The organism is bacterium, assembly GCA_020444325.1.
GTDB lineage: Bacteria > Bacteroidota > Ignavibacteria > SZUA-365 > SZUA-365 > BM516.
Genome location: JAHLLD010000015.1, coordinates 25,290 through 48,611, shown reverse-complemented (window position 1 = coordinate 48,611; position 23,322 = coordinate 25,290). Strand labels below are relative to the sequence as shown.

Below are 23,322 nucleotides of genomic sequence, written 5' to 3'. Positions count from 1 at the left end.
TCCTCCCGGAGAAATTATGCAGAAAGTGCATAACAGACTGCCGGGAAATATGCAGAAAGTGCATATTGATGTTGCATCCACCCATGAAAGGCCATTGGAATTGCGCAACAGCACGACTGCTCCGGCTTCACAATCCACGAAAATCCTGCTCGCATTCTTGGCAGTGTATGTAGTCTGGGGATCGACATACCTCGCGATCCGTTTCGCAGTGGAGACGATTCCGCCCTTCCTGATGGCGGGTGTGCGTTTCTTTATCGCCGGTGCCGTGCTGTACGCCTGGCTGCGTGTGCGGGGGACGGCTGCACCTACAGTGGCGCAGTGGAAGTCGATGAGCATTGTGGGCATCCTGCTTATCGCGGGAGGCAACGGCGCGGTGTCATGGGCGGAGCAAACCGTGCCTTCCGGACTCACGGCGCTGATCATCGCGCTCATCCCGCTCTGGTTCGTGATCATCGAGTGGGTCAAGGATGCCCATCGTCCCTCCTGGCAGGTTGCTCTCGGACTCGCCCTGGGCTTTGCCGGTATGGTGCTGCTTATCGATCCTGCGCGCATCACTGGCACGGGGGAAGTGGATCTGATCGGTGCGGCCGCCGTGGTGTTCGGCACCATGGCCTGGGCAGCCGGATCAATGTATTCACGTTCTGCGCAGCACTCCCCTCGTCCCCTGCTCGGAACCGCCGTGCAGATGATCGCCGGCGGCGCGATACTCATTGTCTTCTCAACCTTCCTCGGTGAACCTTTTCATTTCAATCCCGCAGACGTCTCTCTGCGCTCCTTCGCCTCAATCCTCTATCTCATTGTCTTCGGTTCGTGGATTGCCTTCACCTCGTATATCTGGCTGCTCCGGGCCAGCACGCCTGCACGCGTGGGTACCTACGCTTACGTCAATCCCGTCATCGCCGTCTTCCTCGGCTGGCTGCTGGCCGACGAACTGCTCAACGAACGCATCATCATCGCGACGATCATCATTGTTGGCGGCGTGGTTCTTATCACCAGGGAAAAAGTCCGTCAGTCCACCGCGTAAGTTGCAGAAAGACGACCATTGTTAAAGTGGATCATTCCTCACTTCCCGGTACCGGAGAGCGCCAGCCAGCGACGAATTTCATTGCTGCGCTTCGTTCCTGATTCGAGGAGGAGGAAGCGTGCGAGCAGCCATTTGCCGGCTTCCCTGCTTTCCGGATGCTCCAGGCGAATGCGGCCCAGGCAATACAGTGCGTTGACATCACTTGAATCCATACGCAGGGTATGATCGAAACTTGATACCGCCTGTGTGATCCTTGCGGTACGAAAGCAGGCAAATCCCAGGTTGCTCCATGCTGATGCCCGCGCCGCGGGATACATTGTCGCATGCAGGAATGACGCGTAGGCAGCATCGTGCGCCATCGCATCGAATTGTGCGATTCCCAGGTTGGAGTAGAGGAGGGAGAGCGCCGCCCCACCGTCCGTTGGAGCGGATAAGGAATCGATCAGCGCCTGCTGGTACCAATCCCGAGCTCCGTCATAGTTCCCTGTCTCGAAGGCCAGATGCCCGAGTTGTGCCTGTATCGAAAAAGAATGACCGAGCACGACAGCTGCCTCGGCCCCTTCTTCGAGCCATGCGATACGATCTTTGGAGGGCAGCACGGCACCCATGGCGATAACCAGCGACTGGTACAATATTCTGAGTGTGATACCGCGCGCTTCGGCATCTTCCCCGACGGGAATATCCAGAACACTGTCCCGCAGCAAGGTGATACGCTGCAGCATGGACCGCACATCAGGCAGCGCAAGCCTGACACCGGGGTTCCGCGTCGTAATCGCGCGAAGCAGTTTCATGTATTCATACGGGTCTTCGGTCAGCGCATTCATCGCTGCAATCTGATGTATCTCTTCGTCTCCCGCTTCTCGCGACACTGCCTCTGTGCGTAATGTTTCGTGAAAGCCCGCGACCACGGAAGACGGGAGAATACCGGAGTACTGCCGGGCGAGATCAGCGTACCGTTCGACGGCGCCTTCCTGGTTCATGTGCAGGAGAAGCCAGGGCAGCAGAAAAAGCGCGGGCTGCACGATGAGTTGCACATGCAGGTACCCGCGAAGGACCGGGTTGCTAACCTGCAGATACAGGAGCCAGGCAAGAGCGCTGGCGGCCAGGCCGAAGATCGCGAAGATATCCCAGTCCTGTGCGAATGCCGGCTGCGATAACAGCAGGACGCCACACCAGAGCAGCGCCGTGCCTGCGAACAGAACGTTCGATGGTACAGGGGCGAGGCTGTGCCGACGCGTCAGAAGCAGCAGGAGCACGGTGGAGACCGCGACCGGGGCGGTGAGCAGCATATTATTCGCGACGTCACGCAGATGCACGACAGAGAAAAGTGTATCGCTCGTCACATTTCCTGAGATGGGAATCCAGGGGCCCGGAATTCCCATGGCATATACGATCACCGCAGCAGCGATTCCCATCAATAGCAGCAGCAACTGCAAGCGTACGGAAGGTGAACGCATATCCAACGCCTGGCCGGTCAACGCAGGACCTGACCACAGCAACAACAAGGCGGGGAGAAAAACGACAGCGGAAAGGTGGAATGCGATCGCGAGTGCAAGGAAAACCGTTGGAAGGAATGGCCGATTCTGCGTTCGCAGTGCGTACATCCCGCTCAACAGAAAGAAGGCGGACATAATGAAAACGGGGGTATAAAACTCGACATAGCCGAAAAAAAACAAACTGCCCCCCGTGAACAGCAGCAAGGTCAGCAAAGGAACACGATCGAACTCGTTCTCGACGAGTTTGACCGCATACCGCAGGACCGTGAAGGTCATCGCTGTAGCACCGAGGCTGCCGATGATTCGAAACAGCATGGTATACCCGGTAAGATTCACGCTCCCCTCGCGCACTGCATTTGATAGGAATCCTGTCACTCCTGCATAGAATAATACCGTCAGTGGCTCGGTACTGATTTGTCCGTATGCACCGATCACCCCTGCGTGAAATCGAAACAGGCGCCGCATGACATGCACGCCGTCTCCTCCGAGAAAGGGGAAGGGTAGTGAGAGGGAGAAGACGAGCAGCCCGACAGCAACGGCGAATCCACCATGCCGCCACAACGCTTTTCCGGAATTTGCGGGAAAGAGCACTCGTGCAATGGAAGCACATGCACTCGAGAGATTACCAGCCACACCGGGCAGAGCCAGAACGACGGATGTACTTGTGATAGTCAGCAGCTGCCAGAGCGGCAGGTAGCCGACGTAATCGAGTCCCCACCAACCGAGCTTCGGGAAAAACGAGAGCACGAAACGGAGCAGAAGAAGGAAGACAAGCGGGAGCGCAAACAGGATCGGGCCATGATCTGCATGGGGCCGGACACGAGGGGAATCGGACATACGAGTTCCTTATGCAAGGACACTCCCATGTCTTCGGTCCCGAGCGTGGCACAATTCAGGAAGCGCACCTTGCGCACCGCAATTGGACGATTTCACTGACCCGCTGCAAACGTGGAGTGTAAAGCACAATAGTCCATTTCCATTCGAATCACAAGAAATGCACAACAGCCCCGAATATACCCTGGAACAAAACATCCGCCCTATCGTTCAAGAGTTGTTTATTCCTTATGGTATATTTCAATTCCCTTTCCACAGCCATTCTCTATGCGGAGCGACAATGAAACGCCTGTTCATCTTTCTCTGTCTCCCGGCTCTGATCAGCATCGCAGCGATCACGTCGGGTTGTGACGATGACGACCCGGTCACCCCCGACCCAACGGAAAAAGATTACTTCCCATTCAACCGGGGCGCAGTATGGACGTATCACACGAATGTGTACAAAGGCACTGTTGGCCCCGACGCAACGGTCGAGGTCAAAATCGACACATCCTGGTCGAGCGATCAGCTGTTTGATTTTCTCATGATACGCATGCCCCCGCAATATCCCGATTGGGGACGCATTATCGGTTTGCTCGACAGCGCCGGAGTAATTTACTCACTCGGAGACCATCCGCGTGAAGGTGAGTTCCCCCTGTTCAAGCATGTCTACGACGAAAACGAGATCACGCACGAAACCATCACCGTGCTGGGCACGACATATGAAACGGTGAAGTATGAGCTTTCGGTAGACGGTGGCCGCAAAGTGACCTGGTGGTTCGCAGACGACATCGGTCTCGTCAGGGAGCACTCCATGACCGGCATCAGTCTGTTCAGCGACGACAATGACGACGAAGTACTCACCGAGTTGATATCCTACGCACAGTGATACTGTAGGAATCTAACCCTCTCATTACCACGGCGCCCCGGAGACTCTCCGGGGTGCCGTTGTTATACAGCCAGAGCGCGAATATTCCGATTCATATGAATCCAAATAGGTGCTACCCCCTATGGAAATAGGTAGTACTACCCATTGCGGTTGCTTCTGTTTAAGACGATATACTCTTAAGACCTTATTCAACTCATATAGACATCCACTATTGGGCGCAGTCGGTTGTGATGCCGCGAACAGGGGGTATACAGCCATAGCCCGCAACGTATCTCATGGAGACACTATGCGACGAATGATTACCCTTTCAACATTCGTACTCTTCATTTTCTGTATCCTTCTCGCTCCACGCGCGCAGGCGCAGCAGGAGGAGGACTGGTGTTACACGATGAAAATGTACAAGCATCTGAAAAAGCTCGACCCGACACTGGAAACACGCGTTCAGCAGTATGAAGAGAAATTGAAGTTTCGGTTGAATGCCGCAAAAATGAAGCGGGAGAAAGGCGTGGAAAGCCTCGGGAAAAAACCGACCAAACCGACTCCGACGCCGCCCCCTCCAACTTCGATCTCGATTACCATTCCGGTCGTGGTACATATCCTTTACAACACCCCGGAAGAGAACGTTTCGGAAGCACGTGTGCTGGAGCAGATTGAGTTGACAAACAGGGATTACGCAGCACTTAACATGCATTCAATGCAGGCATTTCCGTCCACCCTGAAAGCGGACACCAAAATTCAGTTTTGCCTGGCGCAGAAGAAGCTGGATGGCTCACCGACAAATGGTATTGAGCGGCGCTATACTACCAAATCTGAGATCGATGTAACGAGTGTCAAGGAGTACAGCGCGGGCGGACTTGATGCCTGGGACCCCTCCGTGTATTTCAACATTTGGGTATGCGATATGGAGAGCGGCATACTCGGCATGGGATGGTTCCCTACCTGGTCCATCGGCAAGTACTATGGCGCGATCGTCGACTACACCTCGGTAGCTTCTGCAGACACCAACTGGTATGGCGGACAGGGCAAAATCGCCACGCATGAAATCGGGCATTGCCTTAACCTGTACCATATCTGGGGCGATGACGATGGAGCCTGCAATGGAACGGACTACTGTGACGATACACCCAACCAGGCAAATACCGGTCTGACCTTGAGTTCTTGGACCGGCGCCGTGACAGATGCATGCACGACGACCTACCCCGGCGTTATGTATATGAACTTCATGGATTATATGTACGGAAAGGTCACGGCGAATTTCACACCCGACCAGGTGCTCCGCATGCAGGACTGCTTTGCGACGTCTTCGAGTCCGTTGTATTCGCTTCGATTTTCCGACGCCTGCAGCGCCCCGGACGATTGCGAGCCTCCAACCATGCTAAGCGTTCCCAATCCAACCCGCACGACCGCGACACTGACGTGGACTGCCATGCACCACAACGTGGGCGGTTATTACGTGCGGCACAGGAAAGTCGGTTCGCCGAACTGGGACAACTACTCACCGGGCACTAATTCACTGTTCATCTCAGGGTTGACGAAGAATACATCGTATGAATTCCAGGTGCAGAACCTCTGCGACACCTATGGAAACAGCGACTGGTCAGACCTCTGTGTGTACAAGACCTCCAAGACCCTGAATCCCAAGACCAAGTGGTCTGATGATCCCTCGCTGCCAGCCACACTGACGGTGTACCCGAATCCCACCAAGGGTGATCTGACGATTTCGTACCGGGTCACCGAGCCTGGTCCTGTCACCATCAACGTCGTCAACACACTCGGTGCCGTCATAGCACGCTTCGAGGAATATGGCGACGATACCGGTACGTTCATGCTCCCGTTCGACGCACAGGATTGCATCCCCGGATTGTACTTCGTCGTCGTCTCCTCAGCGAGCGGTACCGAGACCACCAAGTTTGTTGTTGAGCGTTGATGCAGTCAACACCAGTGAAATGACCAGAGTCCCCTGAGACTCGAACAAACATAATCACAGCGCCCCGGTTTATTGCCGGGGCGCTGCTGTTGAATCAGATCTAATGTTTCCGGGCGCTCTGCTCGCCTTCGTCCCGCGTTGCGGGAGACTTCGGCGGGGTCAGTCCATAATCTTACGTTTTGTTGCTATAGCTGAAGTTATAGGAATTCGTGCAACATATATGCAACACAAAATTGAGGCTGAATGCGAATGAATCGGTAAGATAGGGCGCCCTCCATCGCTCCATCCGATTGTACCTGAATTGCTATTCGTAGTGCGTCCACATCCGCAGGACGCGGACGATGTGCTTCTTCGGGAAGACTTCGTATACCAGGCGGTTGTGGATATTGATGCGGCGGGAATAGGTTCCTGCGAGATCACCAACAAGTTTTTCGTACGGCGGCGGAGTCTGGAAGGGATTCTCCCGGAGGATGTCCAACAGCGCCTCTGCGTTGGGCTTCAATCCCGCGGACGCGAGTTTCTTCGCGTCCTTGCGGGCCTGCGTGGAGAAAACGACGGTCCATGTCACCAGTCGAGTTCCCTTGCACTCTTCGACAGTGGCTCCTTCCGGGCGGCGATGATTGATTCGCGCATGCCGGGGATGGAGAGCAGGTACAGCGTCTCCTGTATCGATCGCCAGTCTTCTTCCGCGATCAGGACAGCCGATGAGCGTTTCCCGGTGATGACGATGGGCTCGTGCGATTCGGCTGCCTGGTCAATGAGGCGATACAGGTTTGCGCGTGCGTCGGATACGGTGTGTATGGGCATGTGAAACTCCTTTCCCTCTAAACGTACGTATTGTCGTACGTTTTTGCAAGCCACTTTTAACCCCCGCAGCACTGTTTGCAACACAGTTACAGTTTGTGCGTTGCGTCAGCACAACCACGACGCCCCAGACAAAATCCGGGGCGCTGTGGTAGTGTAAGATGTAATCTCTCCAGGCTTTCTGCCCGCCTTCGTCCCGCGTTGCGGGAGACTTCGGCGGGCTCAGTCCATGATCTTCCTCAGGAATGCGGGGCGATCAGGATTGGATTTTTCGATGCGCTGGTTGCCGCTTTCCTCGTCGCTTTCCTCCTGGGAGGATGCGAGGGAGAGTCCCTTGCGGATGAAAGCGGGTTCGTCGAGTTCGCGGATTTCGTTGATACCGGTCGGAATGTGCGCGGCGCGCTGCTGACGCTGCGGCTGTGAGGCGGCGGGACGACGGGCGCCCGCGTGCTTCTTGTTGAAACCGGTGGCGATGACGGTAACCATCAGCTTGTTTTCGAGCGAGGGATCGACGACAGAACCGAAGATGACGTTGGCTTCTTCGCCGGCGGCTTCGGTGATGATGGAAACGGCTTCGTCGATTTCGACCAGCGACATGTCTTCGCCGCCGGTGATGTTGACAAGGACGCCCTGCGCACCGCCGATGGAGACACCGTCGAGGAGCGGACTGCTGATGGCGTTGTGCGCGGCTTCGACGGCGCGGTTGTCGCCTTCGGCGATGCCGCTGCCCATCAGCGCGTCACCCATATCACGCATAATGGTGCGAACATCGGCGAAGTCTACGTTGACCAGGCCGGGAACGGCGATGATCTCCGCGATACCACGCGTCGCATTGTACAGAACTTCGTTTGCGAGCTGGAAGGCCTCGGACAGGGCCGTACCCTTGTCCACCAGCGACAACAGCTTCTGGTTGGGGATGACGATGAGCGTGTCAACGTGCTTGCGCAGTTCCTCGATGCCTTCTTCGGCCTGCGCCATCCGGCGCTTGCCTTCGAAATGGAACGGCTTGGTCACGATGCCGACGACGAGTGCGCCGGTGCCCTTCGAGAGATTCGCGACGACGGGAGATCCGCCGGTGCCGGTTCCGCCGCCCATGCCCGCGGTCACAAAGACCATGTCACTGCCGGCGAGCACGGAAGCGATTTCCTCCTTGTCTTCCTCAACAGCGCGATAGCCGACCGAAGGATCCGCTCCCGCACCGAGTCCGCGGGTCAGGTTCTTGCCCGCCTGGAGACAGTAATTGGATCCGCTGCGCTCAAGCGCCTGCGCATCCGTGTTGATGGCGATGAACTCGACGTTGTCGAGTCCGCGGTTGATCATGTCTTCCACCGCGTTGCCGCCTCCGCCGCCGACACCAACGACGCGGATCTTCGCCCGACTGTCACCAGTGTTGTCGTATAAGATAGCCATAAGGCCCTCCTCAGAAAGTGGGTGATGAGTTAATCTGTATGGTTTTCACTGTTTCAAAGTGTTTCATTCTCGGAATCGATCTATAGTTCGTTGAACCATTCAATAATCTTCTTGACGATGCCGGCCTTGCCCTCTCCTCGGAGACCGACTTCGAAATTCGTGGAACCAATGCTCTTCATGCCGTGCAGCACCAGTCCGACGCAGGTGCTGTACATGGGATTCTCGACTTCATTGACGAAACCGCCGCTGAAGCCCGATGGAATACCGATTTTCACCGGCATGCCAAGGACCTCCCGCGCCAGCGCCGCCGTTCCCTTGACCAGGGATCCACCACCGGTGAGAATCACGCCGCTGTGCAGATGCTTTGAATAGCCGGAGCGCTTGATTTCGAGAGCGACAATTTCCAGTACCTCCTCGATGCGCGGCTGGATGATCTGGCAGAGCAGCGAGCGGCTGATCTGCATTTCGTCGCGGCTGCCGAGACGCGGGAGCATGATTGGTGTGTCGTCGACGATTTCGGGGAGAAACGCGTAGCCGTGCTCGCGCTTGAGTTTCTCCGCCTGGTCGTTGAGAATGCCGAGTCCTTTGCGGATATCCTCGGTCACTTTCTTGCCGGCAATGGCGAGAACGGCGGAGTGACGAATGGTGCGCTCCTCGAAGATGGCGATGTCCGTCGTCCCGCCGCCGATGTCGACAAGCACGATGCCGACTTCCTTTTCCTCTTCGCTCATCACCGAGTTGGCCGATGCCAGTGGTTCGAGCACGAGGTCGTTGACTTCCAGTCCCGCCCTTTCAACGCATTTGTAGATGTTCTGTACCGCAGTGATGCCGCCGGTAATGATGTGCACGTTGGCTTCCATGCGCACACCCGCCATACCGACGGGATCATAAATGCCATCCTGTCCGTCGACGATGAATTCCTGCGGAATGACATGGATGATGCGGCGATCCGACGGCAGGGCAACCCGCTTGGTATCCTGCAGCAGCCGCTCTACATCCTTGCGCGTGATCTCGTTTTCCGGATTGCTGATGGCGATGACACCGCGGCTCTGGAAGCTCTGAATGTGATCGCCGGCGATACCGACGTTGACGGCGCGGACCTTGATGCCCGACTGCCTCTCGGCGTCCATGACGGCGGACTGGATGGCACGTACGGTTTTGTCGATATGCGTAACCGTACCGCGGGCCATGCCCTCGTTCTCCGCCTTGCCGATGCCGAGAATATTGATACGATCGTCCGCGTCTTTCGCGGCAATCATGGCGCAGACTTTCGTCGTGCCGATGTCGAGTCCGACAACGATGTTTTCTGCGATTCCGGCGCCCTGGTAACGTGTTTTCATATGCGGTACTTCAGCATGTATGCGAATTTATTCTTGGACGTGATTGGTATCCGGCAGGGCGGCGTATTCCACCTGCGCCTGTTCCGGTGCGGATGAAGCGTCGCGCCACCGCGTGACAACCTGCTTCTTCCATCGAAGATCCACGTACTCGAGGGACGTGGGGTCATATTTCATCGCGACGTTTTCCCAGAATGCGGCAAACGATCGCAGCTTGTCTTCCTTGTTGCGGGTCGATCCGAAAATCACGGGAACGCCACCTTCCATGGTGTAAAACACCAGGTCCCTCCTCTGATCGAGGTTGACCTCGGAAAACATGTTCATCATCGCAGGATCAATAGCCGCGGCGGTTTTCAATACCTGCAACGCTTTCTGCACTCTCGGATTCCTAATGCGCACGCCGGGCTTCAGATCCTGCACGTCCGCACTTCCTGTCAGCACGGGCAGATCGTGCACCGCGGCAGAATGCACCGCGGGAAGGACGAAACCGTCTTCATCTATCAGCCAGTCTTTCGCCTGCACATTGAGCAGCATGGCGATGGGTGTTCTTTCCAGCACATCAATCCGAAGAGTGCGCGGGGGGGCACGCTGCACATCGGCATCCTTGACGAAGGGATTATCGAGTACCGCGCGCCGTATCGTCAGCAAGTCGAGTTCCGCAAGCGCAGAGGTGTCGCTGACCCCGGCAGCCTTGCGAATCTGTGCTTCCGTCACGATATGGAGTCCCTTCACCTGCAGATCCACACCCTGCACACCCTGTCGCCACTGCGCGGCGAGCACAGCGAGTCCGGCAATCCCGGCAAGCACGAAGAACGTGACGACGCCGGTGGCGCGGAAACGGGTGGGTTTGACGGTCTTCTTTCGTCTCATGAGGTGGCGGACGAGTTTACTGGTTGAATGATATCATCGGGAAAACCGATGAGCTGAATTTCCGGTTCGAGTTCCACGCCTGTTTCTTCAAACACGGTGCGGCGCACGTGATTCATGGCGTTGATCACATCCATGGCGGACGCATCGTCATCGTTTACGATGAAATTCGCATGCTTCTCGGAGATGACAGCGCCACCGAATCGCTGTCCTTTCAATCCGCAGGCTTCGATAAGCCTCGCGGCATAATCCCCTTCGGGATTCTTGAAAATGCTTCCGGCATTCGGGTTCTGCACCGGCTGCGCGGCATTGCGCTTGAGCAGCAATTCCTTCCTCCGGGCGCGCAGCGCTTCCATATCACCTTCCGGGAAACGGAAGCGCGCTCTGAGAACGATATCACCACGAAGTTCCGAGCCTCTGTAACGAAATCCGCATTGCTCGGGAGCGAGCGACTGAACGCGTCCATCACGGAGAACGCTGACTTCCAGCATGTAATCTGAGATCTCGCCTCCATAAGCGCCGGCATTCATGATCACCGCGCCGCCGAGTGTGCCGGGGATGCCCGCAAGCATCTCACTTCCGGACTTTCCGTTCTTCACGCAGAAATCCACGAACTTGCTCAGACGCGCACCTGCACCGGCGGTGATCACATCACCTTCGATGGAGAGACCGGAAAAGTGCTTTTCGATATTCAACACGACACCGCGGAATCCATCATCGCTGATCAGGATGTTGCTGCCGTTGCCAAGCACGAGGTAACTCGTATCGCTTTCACGCAGGTACTGCACGAGCGCGGTCAGCTCATCGCTTCCCGCTGGCTCGATGTAAATGTCTACCGGACCACCGATGCGGAACGATGTCATCGGCGCGAGCGCTTCACTGATGCGCAACTCACCGCTGCAGAGACTCCGTATGTGTTCCAGGGAAAGCATGAATCAGGCCTTATCCTCAAGCATGGTGATGTACTGTGCGCCGTACTGATAGATGTCGCCCGCACCCATGGTGATGACAATATCCCCGGGCTGCACCAGTTCCTGCAGCGTGGCCGGAACGTCAGCCTTATCCGGCACGTAGTGCACATTCTTATGTCCGAACTGCCGGGCGGCATCCGAGATCAGCTCACCGGTCACGCCCTGGATGGGACGCTCGCGGGCGGGGTAAATGTCCGTAACGATGAGCACATCGGCGTTCATGAACGCGCCGCCGAATTCCCGCTGGAAATCACGTGTGCGCGAGTAGGTATGCGGCTGGAATACGCAGACCACGCGTCGGCGCCAGCCGGCCTTGATGCCACGCAGGGTGACTTTGACTTCCGTGGGATGATGTGCGTAATCGTCGACCACCAGGATGCCGTCGATATCGGCCTTTACTTCAAAGCGGCGGAACGCACCGGTGAAGCTGTCGAGCGCTTTCTTGATGCTCTCGAAAGGGAGACCCAGTTCGAGACTGACGGTGATGGCGGCCAGGGCGTTCTGCACGTTGTGCTCGCCCGGGACACCGAGACTGATTTCCCCGAGTTCCTTCCCCATGGAAAGCACCGTGAACTGCGCACGGTTCTCGTTGTGTACGAGTCCGACAGCCTGCACATCGGCCTGCGAGCTGAAGCCGTAGGTGATCACCTTGCGCTTGATGCTCGGGAGAATTTCCTGCAGCACGGGCTCGTCGAGGCACATGGCTATGAAGCCATAGAAAGGAATCTTGTTCGCGAATTCGATAAAGGCATTTTTCAGATCCTCGAGACTGGCATAGATGTCAAGATGCTCCGCTTCCAGCGTCGTCAATACCGCCATGGTGGGATTGAGTTTGAGGAAGGAACGATCGTATTCGTCTGCTTCCACGACCATGAATTCCCCGCCACCCAGGCGCGCATTGGTGCCGCCGAAAGCATGGAGCTTGCCGCCGACTATCACAGTGGGATCCTTTTCCCCCTCGATGAGCACGAGTCCGAGCATCGAGGTCGTCGTCGTTTTCCCGTGTGTTCCTGCAATCGCGATGCCGTGATGGAGACGCATGACTTCCGCCAGCATTTCCGCACGGCGAATGACCGGAATCTTGCGGTCCAATGCGGCGATCACTTCCGGGTTTTCCAGTGCCACGGCGGAGGAGTATACCAGGACGTCGACGTCATGCAGATTCGCGGGGTCATGTCCCTCGTACACCGTCGCCCCGCAGTCCTGCAGATGCCGCGTCACTTCCGTCAGCGAGAGGTCGGAGCCTGATACACGGAAGCCCTGGTTGAGAAGGATTTCAGCGATCCCGCTCATGCCGATACCGCCGATACCGACGAAGTAGATATGGTGAATATTCGCAAACTTCAATTCGTTTGTCCTCCCGGCTGCGTCCTTGCTGCGCTCGAACGCCGCCGTGGCAGGCCTCCTTCGTTATTTCTTCTGTTCGCTTTTGAGTTTTTTCAGCATCTGGTACAGCTCTTTCTCATGCTCGTAATTGGCGACGCGGATGCGCACGACGCGACGACGTTCGGCGACATGAAGCTTGAGTACGGCGAAACTTCCGTCGTTCGGCTTCCGCCGGTCGCGCTTGAGCGTGATACGTTCGATATCCTCAAGCGGGATACTGCGCTCACGGAAACGGGAGCGGAATATCATGGCATCATCTGTCAGCACCAGGCTGCGGTTGCGCACGACGCCGACCAGCAGCATGACCAGTGCATGAAGAATGAATATGCCGATGATGTAGACGACGGGATCGTGGAAACCGAACTTCAACGTGTTGTCGGTAATGGTGCCGGTGATGACGATATACATGGCCAGAAAGGCGACGTACACGAGCAACGTGATGTAGTAGAAATCATGCCGGCGTTTGAAGACGCGTTCGTTGGTACTCATGCGCTGGCCTCCTTCTGTTCTGCGAGTCGTATCACCGCTTCGGCGATATGGAATGCGGCCTGGGGACGACCGAGTTGTGCCGATGCCTGTGCCATGCGCGCCAGCGCCGGATCGTCATCGAGAAGAGTGAATAACGTTCCTTCCAGCCTGTCGAGTTCACTGTCGCGCAGCATAACCGCCGCTCCGCTGTCCGCCACAGCAGTGGCGTTATGCGTCTGATGGTCCGCTGCTGCATGCGGGTACGGCACAAGCACTGCAGGGAGTCCGAGTACGCCCAGTTCAGCAAGCGTCGTCGCCCCTGCGCGGCAGAGCACGAGATCAGCTGCAGAGTATGCCATGTCCATCTCGTCAATGAAAGGCCGCACCACGACCTGTCCCTGATACAGGGCACCGAAACTGGCGTACTCGTCGATGTCTTTCGCGCCGGTCTGCCAGATGAGCTGATATTCTTCACGCACCAGACGCGGTACGAGATTCCGCATGGCGCGATTGATGGCGGATGCGCCGAGACTGCCGCCGAACACGAGCAGCGTGCGCCGCGACGGATGCAGTCCGAAATGCACGCGCGCGTCACCGGAGTCATGCTTCTGCAGACTCAATCGCACGGGATTGCCGCTCATGACGAGCTGCTTCGCCTGCCTGAGGAGCCGGGCGCTGGATTCGTAGGTCACATGCACCTCATCGACATCCGCGGCAAGCTTGCGCGTCGTGATACCGGGATACTCGTTCTGCTCGTGGATGAGTGTGGGACGACCGGTTTTCGCGGCGACGTAGAGTAATGGACCGCTGGCGAATCCACCGGTACCCACGATCACATGTGGTTTGCGCCGACGGAGAATGCGCCAGGACTGCACGAGCGAAACCATGATTTTCAACGGCAGAAGCGCGGTGCTCAGTGAGAAGCTGCGACGCAGTCCCGCAATCCAGAGTGGATCGAAGGCATAGCCGAGCTTCGGCACCACACGCGCTTCGATACGATTGTGCGATCCGACAAAGCTGACACTGCTGCCAGGACGCAGCTGAAGCAGCGCTTCGGCCACGGCGACACCCGGGAAGAGATGTCCTCCCGTTCCGCCTCCGGCGAATATGACGCGCAGTGCCTGTTTCATTGATAGAGTTCTCCGACTTTGGGACCGTCTTCTTCCTGCTGCACGATGATTTCTCGCGGACGAATTCGGGTGTACATCGAGATGTTCAGAAGCACGCCGAGGAAGTATGCGGTGAACACAATGGTCGTACCGCCGTAACTGAGCAGCGGCATGGGAAGCCCCGTGGTGGGCAGCAGTCCCGTCGTGACCATGGTATTGATGATGGCGTACACGGTGATGGTGCAGGTGATGCCGACGGCCAGGAATCGCCCGAGATCGTCGGTCGCGCGCTTGGCGATTTTCATGCCGCGCACCATGATGATAGCGAACAGTGCGAGGATCAGCACAGCGCCGATAAATCCGTATTCCTCGCCGACAATGGCGAAAATGAAGTCGGTGTAGGATTCCGGAAGGAACAATTCGCGCTGTTTGCTCATCCCCATGCCGACACCGAAAATGCCGCCGCTGCCGAGTCCAATCACCGCCTGCGACACCTGCCAGTTCCCGGCTTCGCTCCCGCCTCCCCCGGTGAAGTACGACATGATGCGCTGCCAGCGGTACGAAGCGGACACCGCGTAAACGAGTACCAGCGGCAGTCCCGCGATGGCGACACCGGCGAGATGCACGATTTTGACGCGTCCGACGAACAGCACCATGAAGCTGATGGAAAGCAGAATGGCGCCAGTGCTGAAATTGGGCTGCAGAAAGACGAGTCCGACCACCGCCACGATCCATATGAGCAGCGGCAGAAAGCCATCGCGGAATTCCCTGACGTATTTCTGTTTCGAGGAGAGAAGGACGGCCAGATGCATGACAAGGGCAAACTTGGCGAATTCCGAAGGCTGGAAGCTTATGGGACCGAAGGTCACCCAGCGCTGCGCACCCTTGACGATGGTGCCGCCGACCAGCGTGTATCCAAGCAGCAGCAATGCGATGATCAGAAGATACTTGCTGACATACTTGTAGAAATGGTAGTTGACGAACATACCGACGAAGAGCGCGATGACACCGAGGACGACGCGTATCGTATGGCTGCGCACGAGGTAATTATAGTCACCGCCGTGACGCGCGCCGGAAATCGATACCGAAGCGCTGTACACTACGCCCACGCTGAACATCATCAGTGCAAGCACGCTGAGAAATACCCAGAGGTCGATATGTCCTGTCTTCTGCTTCATGCCAGCATCGGTTCCCGGCAGAATGTGCGGACGCATTCCTTGAACACGCGTCCACGATGTTCGAAGTTGTCATACATGTCAAAGCTCGCACAGGCGGGAGACAGCATGGCGATGTCGCCGGGCTGCGCAGCCATGTTCGCGATGTTTACCGCCTCGAGCATGTCGCGCGCACGCGTCACCCGCGTGACCGGCGCAAAGACTTTTTCCATTCTCTCCGCAGCCTCGCCGATCAGGACCATGGCGCGCACTTTCTCACGCACAATGTCTACCAGCGGCTCGTAGGACGTTCCCTTGTCGCGTCCCCCGGCGATGAGAACGAAGTTGTTTCTGTAGCTGTTGAGCGCAATGACCACGGAATCCACATTCGTGGCCTTGGAATCGTTGATCCATTTGATGCCGTCGACCTCGCAGATGAATTCCAGGCGGTGTTCCACACCTTTGAAATCCATCACCGTGTCGCGGATAACATCCAGGCTGATGCCTTCCAGCCTCGCAGCGAGAGCGGACATCAGAACATTCATGTGATTGTGCCTGCCGTGCACGCGCAGATCATCGACGGCCGCAACAGTCTCCTTCCCGTAACCCGCGTCGATGACCAGCGAACCGTTTTCCCGCCAGCCGCCTTTCTGCAGACGCTGCAGTGAGCTGACCGGATACAGCGATGCACGCGCAGTCTTGATGGCGCCGGTGACCACGGGATCATCGTAGCTGTACACCAGGCGATCTTCCGGACCCTGGTTCATGAACACCCGCATTTTGGAATTCACGTATTCCTGGAAATCCCCGTGATAGCGGTTGAGATGATCCGGCGTGATGGTGGTGATTACCGAGGTGGTCGGATGGAAGGTGACGCAGGAATCGAGCTGGAAGCTGGAGATCTCGAGCACCGCCATGTCAATCGGACCCTCGTGCTGAAGGATGGCATCAGTGAACGCCAGCCCGATATTCCCGGCCACGAGGGATCTGCGTCCCGATGCCACGGCGATGTCGCCGGTGAGCGTGGTGGTGGTGGTCTTGCCGTTCGTTCCGGTCACCGCGATGATTGAACCGTCGAGGAACATCGCGCCGACTTCGATTTCACTGATCACCGGCATGTCGCGCCTTTCGGCTTCGACGATGATGGGGGCATCCGAAGGGACACCCGGCGAAACAACGATGAGATCGGAGGTGAAGACGCGGTCACTGTGCCCGCCGAATTCATGCTCAATATTTTCCGCCTGCATGATCATTGCGGCTTCCGGATATTTTTCCACCGGAGACAGCTCTGTCAGGAAAACGGTGACGCCTTTGCGTTTGAGCAGGCGCGCCGCCGCCAGGCCGCTGCGTGCCGCACCAATGACGGTGACATTCAAACTTGCGATATCAAATGCGCGCTGCATGATTATCGGACCTTGAAAGTTGCGAGACTGAGAATTGCCAGGATGATCGCCACGATGTAAAAACGTGAGACGATCTTGGGCTCGGGCCAGCCCAGCAGTTCAAAATGATGATGGATGGGGGCCATGCGGAAGACACGCTTGCCCTGCCCGTACTTTTTCTTGGTGTACTTGAAATAGGCCTTCTGGATCAAGACGGAAACAGTTTCGGCAAAGAAAATGCCGCCCAGGATAGGAAGCAGCAGCTCCTTCTTGATCATGACCATGAGTACACCGAGCGCGCCACCGAGTGCGAGAGAACCGGTATCGCCCATAAAAACCTGCGCGGGATATGCATTGTACCAGAGAAAACCGAGTCCCGCCCCGAGTACCGCGGCGCTGAACACGGCCAGCTCACCGCTGCCCGGCAGGTAAATAATGTTCAGGTAATTCGAAAAATCGACGCGTCCCCCGGCGTAACTGATGAACGCGATCGCGATGAATGCGATGCTGATCGTTCCGATGGCAAGTCCATCGAGTCCGTCAGTGAGATTCACGGCGTTGGACGTCGCAACGATCACGAAGATGATCATCGGGATATAGAAGAGGGAGAAATCGAGCACCAGGTTCTTGAAGAACGGCACGGTGGTAACGGAGTTGTATCCTTCGAACTGCGGCGAGAAATACATCACTCCGCCGACAATGAGTCCGACGATCACCTGTCCGACGATCTTGTATTCCCCGATCAAGCCTTTCGGGAACTTGCGGACGACTTTGAGATAATCATCGACGAAGCCGACGGCGCCCAGCATGATGGTTGCCAGCAGTATGAGCCAGACATACGTGTTCTGCAGCTGACCCCAGATGAGTACCGGCACGATGATGGAGGTCAGTACGATGAGTCCGCCCATGGTCGGCGTTCCTGCCTTCACCATGTGCGTCTCGGGCGCTTCAACCTTGGCGGATTCGCCGATCTGCTTTTTCTTCAGCAGGGCGATGATGCGGGGACCGATGAACCAGCTGATCAGCAGGGCGGAAATTGCCGCCGCAGCCGCGCGGAAGGTGATGAAACGGAAAACATCGAATCCGGGGGGATTGAAGGCTTCGTTGATATAGTCGAAAAGTGCGTAGAACATGGTTAACGCGTGGCCTCCTCGCTGGTGTTACGCCGGAGAAGATGTTCGACGACTTCCTCCATGTGCATGCTGCGTGATCCCTTCACGAGTACGGCGTCGCCTTCGTCGAGCAGGACATCCAACGCCTCGCAGAGCTTTTTCTTGTCGGTGAAATGCGCGGTATGACGCGCAACACTGGCAGCCGCCTTGCTGATTGAGCGTGCACGCTTCCCGAAGGTGAGTACGTACGGAATCCCGGCCGCGGCGAGGCCCGCCCCTATCGCCTCGTGCTCCCTCACCGAGGCGGCGCCGAGCTCCAGCATATCACCGAGCACGACGCAACGACTGCCTTCGACATGCAGCTGCTGCAGCAGATCGAGTGCCGCCAGTACGGAGTCGGGGTTGGCATTATACGTATCGTTGATCACGGTGATACCCCTGCGGCGTGTGATCTGCATGCGCCGATCATAGCTGCGTACGCCTTCGAGTGCCTTCTGCATGGCGCGGATGCCGCACCCAAAGGCGAACCCCACGGCCAGCGCCGCTGCCGCATTATACGCGGCATGGCGTCCCACAGCCTGCAGTTTCAGCAGGGCGGGACGCTTGATGAACTTCGGGGCTTCAATGCGCACGGTCGCCCGGCCCGCATCGTCAAGCGTTACCCCGGTGATGCGCACATCGCTGCGTGTGCGGGTTCCAAAGGTCAGTTTCTTCACGCCGCGCGGGAGCCTCCCCCGCAGCAGCGGTTCATCTGCATTGACAAAGGCCAGGTGTTCTCGTCCCAGGGCTGCGAACAACGCACTCTTTTCCTCGGCAATGCCTTCGCGTGACTGCAGGCGCTCGATATGCGCACGGCCGATGTTGGTGATCATGCCGTGTGTGGGATGCGCGATTCCGCAGAGATAGGCGATGTCGCCGGGCTGATTCGTACCCATTTCCGTGACGACGATGTCATGGGTGGATTTCAATTGCAGAAGGGTTGCGGGCAGTCCGAGATGATTGTTGAGATTGCCCGGGTTCTGCAGCACGTCATATTTGCTGCGAAGAACGGCGGACACCATTTCCTTGGTGCTGGTCTTGCCGTTGCTGCCGGTAATGGCAAGCAAAGGGACATCGAATTGCGCACGGTACAGCCGCGCGATGTCACCATAGGCCAGCATGGTGTCGCGTACGATGAGAAGCGGCAGACCTGCAAGCCGATCCGCGTGTTTCCGATACCAGCGATTCTCCACGACACAGAGCAGCACACCCTTCGCGAGAAGTTCTTCGACATAATCGTGTGCGTCGACGCGTGCCCCGCGGAATGCGACGAACACATCGCCCTTCCGCGCCTTACGCGAATCGGTCACGACATTATGCACGTTCCGCATACGCAGCGGCTCACAGTTGCGCGCCTGCATGTGCGGAATCTCGAGGACGGTCTGCAGCTTCATGTTCATGACCGCACTCCCCCGCGCGCTTCCTCGAAGTAGGCGCGGACAATCTCGCGATCATCGAAATGCCGTCGTGTGTCACCAATGATCTGGTATGTCTCATGTCCCTTGCCCGCGACCAGCACGATATCACCGGGCTCCGCGATTTTCAGCGCCTGACGAATCGCACCCCGGCGTCCACTGCGCGTTTTGACCAGTTCGGGATTCTTCACACCCGTGAGGATATCCGCGATAATGGCTTCCGGATCCTCGCTGCGGGGATTGTCGGAGGTCACAATGATGCGGTCGCTGAGCTCGGACGCGACAGCGCCCATGAGGGGACGCTTTTCCCGGTCGCGATCACCGCCGCAGCCAAACACGGTGATCACCCGCTTGCCATGCGCGATACTGCGTGCGGCATGAAGGGCTTTCTCCAGGGAATCGGGTGTATGCGAATAGTCGACGATGGCGGTGACCCCGTCGTTCGAGATCAGACGCTCAAACCGTCCCGGGACCGTAGTCATTTTCCGCAGTCCTTTTAACACGACCTTCGGCTCGATCCCCAGCTCCACGCCAGCCGCGAAAGCCGCCGCAAGATTCCAGGCATTGAACGCCCCGATCAGCTTCGAAGAGATGCGATAATCTTCACCCCGATAGGTGACGGTAAGCCAGGTGCCGCGCGTGTTCGCGGTGACATCCGAAATGCGGTAGCGCACGTTGCCATGCGTCCCATAGCTGTGCCGCCTGCGACCCAGTTCCCGTCCCATGTCTTTCCCCGCATCGTCATCTGCGTTGATCAGCGCGATTCCGCGGGTATGGCGGCTGAACAGCTGCTGTTTCGCGTCGCGATATTCGCGCATGGTGCGATGGAAATCGAGATGGTCCTGCGTCAGATTCGTGAACACCGAGAGATCATAACGCACACCACCGATACGGTCGAGTGCCAGCGCGTGCGAGGAAACCTCCATGACGACCGCACCGCAACCAGCATCGCGCATGTCGGCGAGCAGTTCGTGCAGCATTTCCGCGGGAGGAGTTGTGAACGGCGCGGGACGCACTTCTTTGCCGATACGGTACGCCACAGTGCCGATGAGACCGGAACGGATGCCAGCCGCTTCCAGGACAGAGGAGATGAGGTAAGCGATTGTCGTCTTGCCGTTCGTGCCGGTAATACCGATGGTGGTCAGCGCCTTCGAAGGGGAATCGTGAAAACGATCCGCCAGAAGCGCAATGGCCGCGCGGCTGTCCTGCACGATCACAACGGTGGTGCCGCTGTGCTGGCTGTAGGCAGGCGTAAGCAGATGCTGAAGGCGGGTTTCGTACTGCGTGAGCTGTACGACAACACAGCTGGCACCCTGTTCCATTGCAGATTGCACGAAGTCATGGCCGTCTACGTGTTCCCCCTCGGTGGCGACGAACATCCAACCTGGACGCACACGGCGGGAGTCAGTGGTGATCCCGGCGATTTCGACGTCCCACGGCCCCGACAGCTGCACGACGGGAACATCACTGATGATGTCCGACAGCTTGACGCCGGCTGGTGCGGCATGAATGTTGGTTGCGACCTGGTTGAACATCGTGACCTAGTACAGATTAGCGGTGACTTGACGCGATTCGCCGTCAATCGTGCAACGGGAACCGCGCGGCACGAGCGTTCCGGCCTCAGGGTATTGCGTGCGTACGACGCCGCTGCCCATCGGACTCGGTTCGAGCTTCATGCCTTTGATGAAATTCATGGCCTGGCGCAGCGACATGCCCACCACGTCGGGCACGCGTACCATGCCTCTCGTGGTATCTCTGTCCAGGCTGACAAGTTCGATATTGACTGTGGTTCGCCGTGAAGCGAAGCTGTTCTCATCCGGATGCTGTGCGCCCACGACGGTACCGTGACCAACGGATTCTGTGTGAAACCCATGCGCCTTGAGAACTGAGCGCGCTGCATCGATGCCCATACCGCGCACGTTCGGAACGCGCACTTTGTCGTTGCCATTGAACGACGCATACAGGGGTTCCGGTTTTTTCGCGAAGTCGCTTGAAGAGTTGATGATGCGCAGCGCGATACGCTGGAAAATCGGAGCGGCCGACGAACCACCGTAATACCCGCGCTTTGGCGCATCGAGAATAACGAGAATCAGAATCCGCGGCTTCTCCACCGGGAAAAATCCGACAAAGGAAGCGACATGGGATTTGTCGGAATAGGAACCGTCGACCAGGCGCTGCGAGGTACCGGTTTTTCCACCAATGTTCACACCTTCGATGCGTGCAAGCTTCGCCGTCCCGCTGTCGACCACACCCTGCATGAATCTGCGCATGATATGAGAGGTTTCTGACGACACCACACGACGTACGACCTGCGGAGTGGTCTCGTCGACAATATTCCGTTCCTGGTCGAGCAGCCAGCGACGAATGAACGGACGCATGAGCACACCGTCGTTCGCAATCGCCGCGTAGGCACATGCAATCTGCAGCGCGGTCGCATCGAGACCGTAGCCGAACGCCATGAGCTTCAGCGTCGTGCCGTCCCAGTCCAGCGGCTTATGCAACAGGCCATTGAGCTCACCCGGCAGCTCGATACCGGTCTTGACGCCAAATCCGAAATTGCGTGCATACTTGTAAAAGCGCTCGTCACCGAGTTCTTCCGCCAGCTTGGCGGAAACGATATTGGAACTGTGCTCAAATGCACCGCGCAGCGTCAGCGAGGCATATGGATGGTCGTCTTCAATCGGCGGAAGCTTGGGATGGTATTTCCAGCTCCCGTTTTCCGCGTTGATGCGGTCGTCCGGATCGTGCAGCTTTTCATTCAACGCGGCGCTCATAGCGACGATTTTGAACGTGGATCCCGGTTCGTAGCGGTCGGTAACCGAGCGGTTACGGGCTTTTTCCGGACTGTATTCCGAGAGTTTGTTCGGATCGATGCTCGGCGCATTCGCCATCGCGAGCACCTCACCGGTCGTGGGATCGAGAATGATGCAGCGGCCGGATTCGGCCTCATGCTCCTCCACACCGCGGGAGAGTTCTTCCTCTGCGATGGATTGGTACACGTGGTCGATGGTCAGCACCACGCTCAGGCCGTTCACCGGTTCCACTTTCGGGTAATCGACTTCAGGCCGACGGATGCCGCGGGCGTTACGCTGATATACGATGAAGCCTTCCTTCCCGGAAAGCTGTTCATCCATCTCGAGTTCGATACCGCTCTGGCCCTGGTTGTCGATATTCGTGTATCCGATTACCGGACCGGCCAGTGCATCGAAGTTGTACTTGCGGCGTGGTATCGGTCGAAGCCTGATACCATAACATGACCAGTCCTTGAACCGCTCCGCGACATGCTCCCCGAGCCGCTTCGCAAGAATGACATATTGCTTTGTAGTGTCGCTGAGTTCTCGGAGCACCCTGCGATAGGGGAGTCCCGCCGCGCCGGCAATGAAACGGGCAACCGTATCGGGCTGCTCGAGCACGGAGGGATCAGCCGACAGGGTATACTCCGTAATGTTGGATGCAAGAATGGAGAGCTTGCGATCGAGTATCAGTCCACGCATGGGACGAATGACCTCACGGCTCTCATACTGAATGCGCGCCATCTCACGAAGCTTCTCCGCGTCGCGGACCTGTATGGTGAAGAGTTTGACCACAATAGCAAAGAAGCCCGCCATAAACAGCACCATGAGCAGGTACATGCGTACCGAACTCTGCTGGCGCTGCAGAATGCGGAGATCCTCTTTACGTCCTGGTCTGTAATCGAAGGTATCCAACGGCACCTGCGT

Annotated in this window: 19 protein-coding genes; 3 read left to right on the top strand and 16 right to left on the bottom strand. The window is 57.4% G+C overall.

Annotated elements, in window-relative coordinates; translation table 11 throughout:
- The first annotated feature begins 16 nt into the window (after positions 1–16).
- Positions 17–1,024: a drug/metabolite exporter YedA gene (gene yedA, locus KQI65_16275; protein MCB2206301.1), complete on the top strand. Its 1,008-nt coding sequence runs from the start codon at positions 17–19 to the stop codon at positions 1,022–1,024.
- A gap of 38 nt (positions 1,025–1,062) precedes the next feature.
- Here yedA and KQI65_16270 read toward each other — a convergent pair whose 3' ends face one another.
- Complete coding sequence (locus KQI65_16270) at positions 1,063–3,357, bottom strand: tetratricopeptide repeat protein (protein ID MCB2206300.1); 2,295 nt, start codon at positions 3,355–3,357, stop codon at positions 1,063–1,065.
- A 277-nt stretch (positions 3,358–3,634) separates the two neighbouring features.
- Here KQI65_16270 and KQI65_16265 point away from each other — a divergent pair, with 277 nt between their 5' ends.
- Both KQI65_16265 and KQI65_16260 read left to right on the top strand, forming a co-directional pair.
- The gene (locus KQI65_16265; GenBank protein ID MCB2206299.1) at positions 3,635–4,222 is read left to right on the top strand and encodes a hypothetical protein; all 588 of its coding nucleotides are present in this window, start codon (positions 3,635–3,637) and stop codon (positions 4,220–4,222) included.
- A 286-nt stretch (positions 4,223–4,508) separates the two neighbouring features.
- On the top strand, positions 4,509–6,149 hold the full coding sequence (locus KQI65_16260; protein MCB2206298.1) for a T9SS type A sorting domain-containing protein: 1,641 nt from the start codon (positions 4,509–4,511) through the stop codon (positions 6,147–6,149).
- Positions 6,150–6,453: 304 nt separating this feature from the next.
- On the opposite strand, the gene KQI65_16255 is transcribed toward KQI65_16260, so the two are convergent.
- The 15 genes from KQI65_16255 to KQI65_16185 form a co-directional block, all read right to left on the bottom strand.
- Entirely contained in the window at positions 6,454–6,717 is a 264-nt protein-coding gene (locus KQI65_16255) for a Txe/YoeB family addiction module toxin (GenBank protein ID MCB2206297.1), read from the bottom strand.
- Positions 6,714–6,956, bottom strand: coding sequence for a type II toxin-antitoxin system Phd/YefM family antitoxin (locus KQI65_16250; protein ID MCB2206296.1), 243 nt, complete (start codon positions 6,954–6,956; stop codon positions 6,714–6,716). Before KQI65_16250 ends, KQI65_16255 begins: the two co-directional genes overlap by 4 nt.
- A gap of 219 nt (positions 6,957–7,175) precedes the next feature.
- The gene (gene ftsZ / locus KQI65_16245) at positions 7,176–8,363 is read right to left on the bottom strand and encodes a cell division protein FtsZ (protein ID MCB2206295.1); all 1,188 of its coding nucleotides are present in this window, start codon (positions 8,361–8,363) and stop codon (positions 7,176–7,178) included.
- Positions 8,364–8,443: 80 nt separating this feature from the next.
- Positions 8,444–9,676, bottom strand: a complete 1,233-nt coding sequence (gene ftsA, locus KQI65_16240; protein ID MCB2206294.1) for a cell division protein FtsA — start codon at positions 9,674–9,676, stop codon at positions 8,444–8,446.
- A gap of 54 nt (positions 9,677–9,730) precedes the next feature.
- On the bottom strand, positions 9,731–10,570 hold the full coding sequence (locus KQI65_16235; protein ID MCB2206293.1) for a cell division protein FtsQ/DivIB: 840 nt from the start codon (positions 10,568–10,570) through the stop codon (positions 9,731–9,733).
- On the bottom strand, positions 10,567–11,499 hold the full coding sequence (gene murB / locus KQI65_16230; GenBank protein MCB2206292.1) for a UDP-N-acetylmuramate dehydrogenase: 933 nt from the start codon (positions 11,497–11,499) through the stop codon (positions 10,567–10,569). The genes KQI65_16235 and murB overlap by 4 nt, the downstream gene beginning before the upstream one ends.
- Before the next feature lie 3 nt (positions 11,500–11,502).
- Positions 11,503–12,831 carry a UDP-N-acetylmuramate--L-alanine ligase gene (gene murC, locus KQI65_16225; GenBank protein ID MCB2206291.1) on the bottom strand — a complete coding sequence of 443 codons (1,329 nt, stop codon included), beginning with the start codon at positions 12,829–12,831 and terminating at the stop codon, positions 11,503–11,505.
- A 117-nt stretch (positions 12,832–12,948) separates the two neighbouring features.
- A complete protein-coding gene (locus KQI65_16220; protein MCB2206290.1) occupies positions 12,949–13,413 on the bottom strand; it encodes a DUF4383 domain-containing protein in 465 nt (154 codons plus the stop codon).
- Positions 13,410–14,522 (bottom strand): undecaprenyldiphospho-muramoylpentapeptide beta-N-acetylglucosaminyltransferase, encoded by a 1,113-nt coding sequence (gene murG / locus KQI65_16215; GenBank protein ID MCB2206289.1) that lies wholly within the window; start codon positions 14,520–14,522, stop codon positions 13,410–13,412. Before murG ends, KQI65_16220 begins: the two co-directional genes overlap by 4 nt.
- Positions 14,519–15,679: a putative lipid II flippase FtsW gene (locus KQI65_16210; protein ID MCB2206288.1), complete on the bottom strand. Its 1,161-nt coding sequence runs from the start codon at positions 15,677–15,679 to the stop codon at positions 14,519–14,521. Before KQI65_16210 ends, murG begins: the two co-directional genes overlap by 4 nt.
- Positions 15,676–17,058, bottom strand: a complete 1,383-nt coding sequence (gene murD, locus KQI65_16205) for a UDP-N-acetylmuramoyl-L-alanine--D-glutamate ligase (protein MCB2206287.1) — start codon at positions 17,056–17,058, stop codon at positions 15,676–15,678. Before murD ends, KQI65_16210 begins: the two co-directional genes overlap by 4 nt.
- 2 nt (positions 17,059–17,060) lie before the next feature.
- Positions 17,061–18,170, bottom strand: a complete 1,110-nt coding sequence (gene mraY, locus KQI65_16200) for a phospho-N-acetylmuramoyl-pentapeptide-transferase (protein MCB2206286.1) — start codon at positions 18,168–18,170, stop codon at positions 17,061–17,063.
- A gap of 2 nt (positions 18,171–18,172) precedes the next feature.
- A complete protein-coding gene (murF, locus tag KQI65_16195) occupies positions 18,173–19,588 on the bottom strand; it encodes a UDP-N-acetylmuramoyl-tripeptide--D-alanyl-D-alanine ligase (protein MCB2206285.1) in 1,416 nt (471 codons plus the stop codon).
- Positions 19,585–21,138 carry a UDP-N-acetylmuramoyl-L-alanyl-D-glutamate--2,6-diaminopimelate ligase gene (locus tag KQI65_16190; GenBank protein MCB2206284.1) on the bottom strand — a complete coding sequence of 518 codons (1,554 nt, stop codon included), beginning with the start codon at positions 21,136–21,138 and terminating at the stop codon, positions 19,585–19,587. Before KQI65_16190 ends, murF begins: the two co-directional genes overlap by 4 nt.
- Positions 21,139–21,144: 6 nt before the next feature.
- Positions 21,145–23,310, bottom strand: a complete 2,166-nt coding sequence (locus KQI65_16185) for a PASTA domain-containing protein (GenBank protein ID MCB2206283.1) — start codon at positions 23,308–23,310, stop codon at positions 21,145–21,147.
- Between the last annotated feature and the right edge of the window lie 12 nt (positions 23,311–23,322).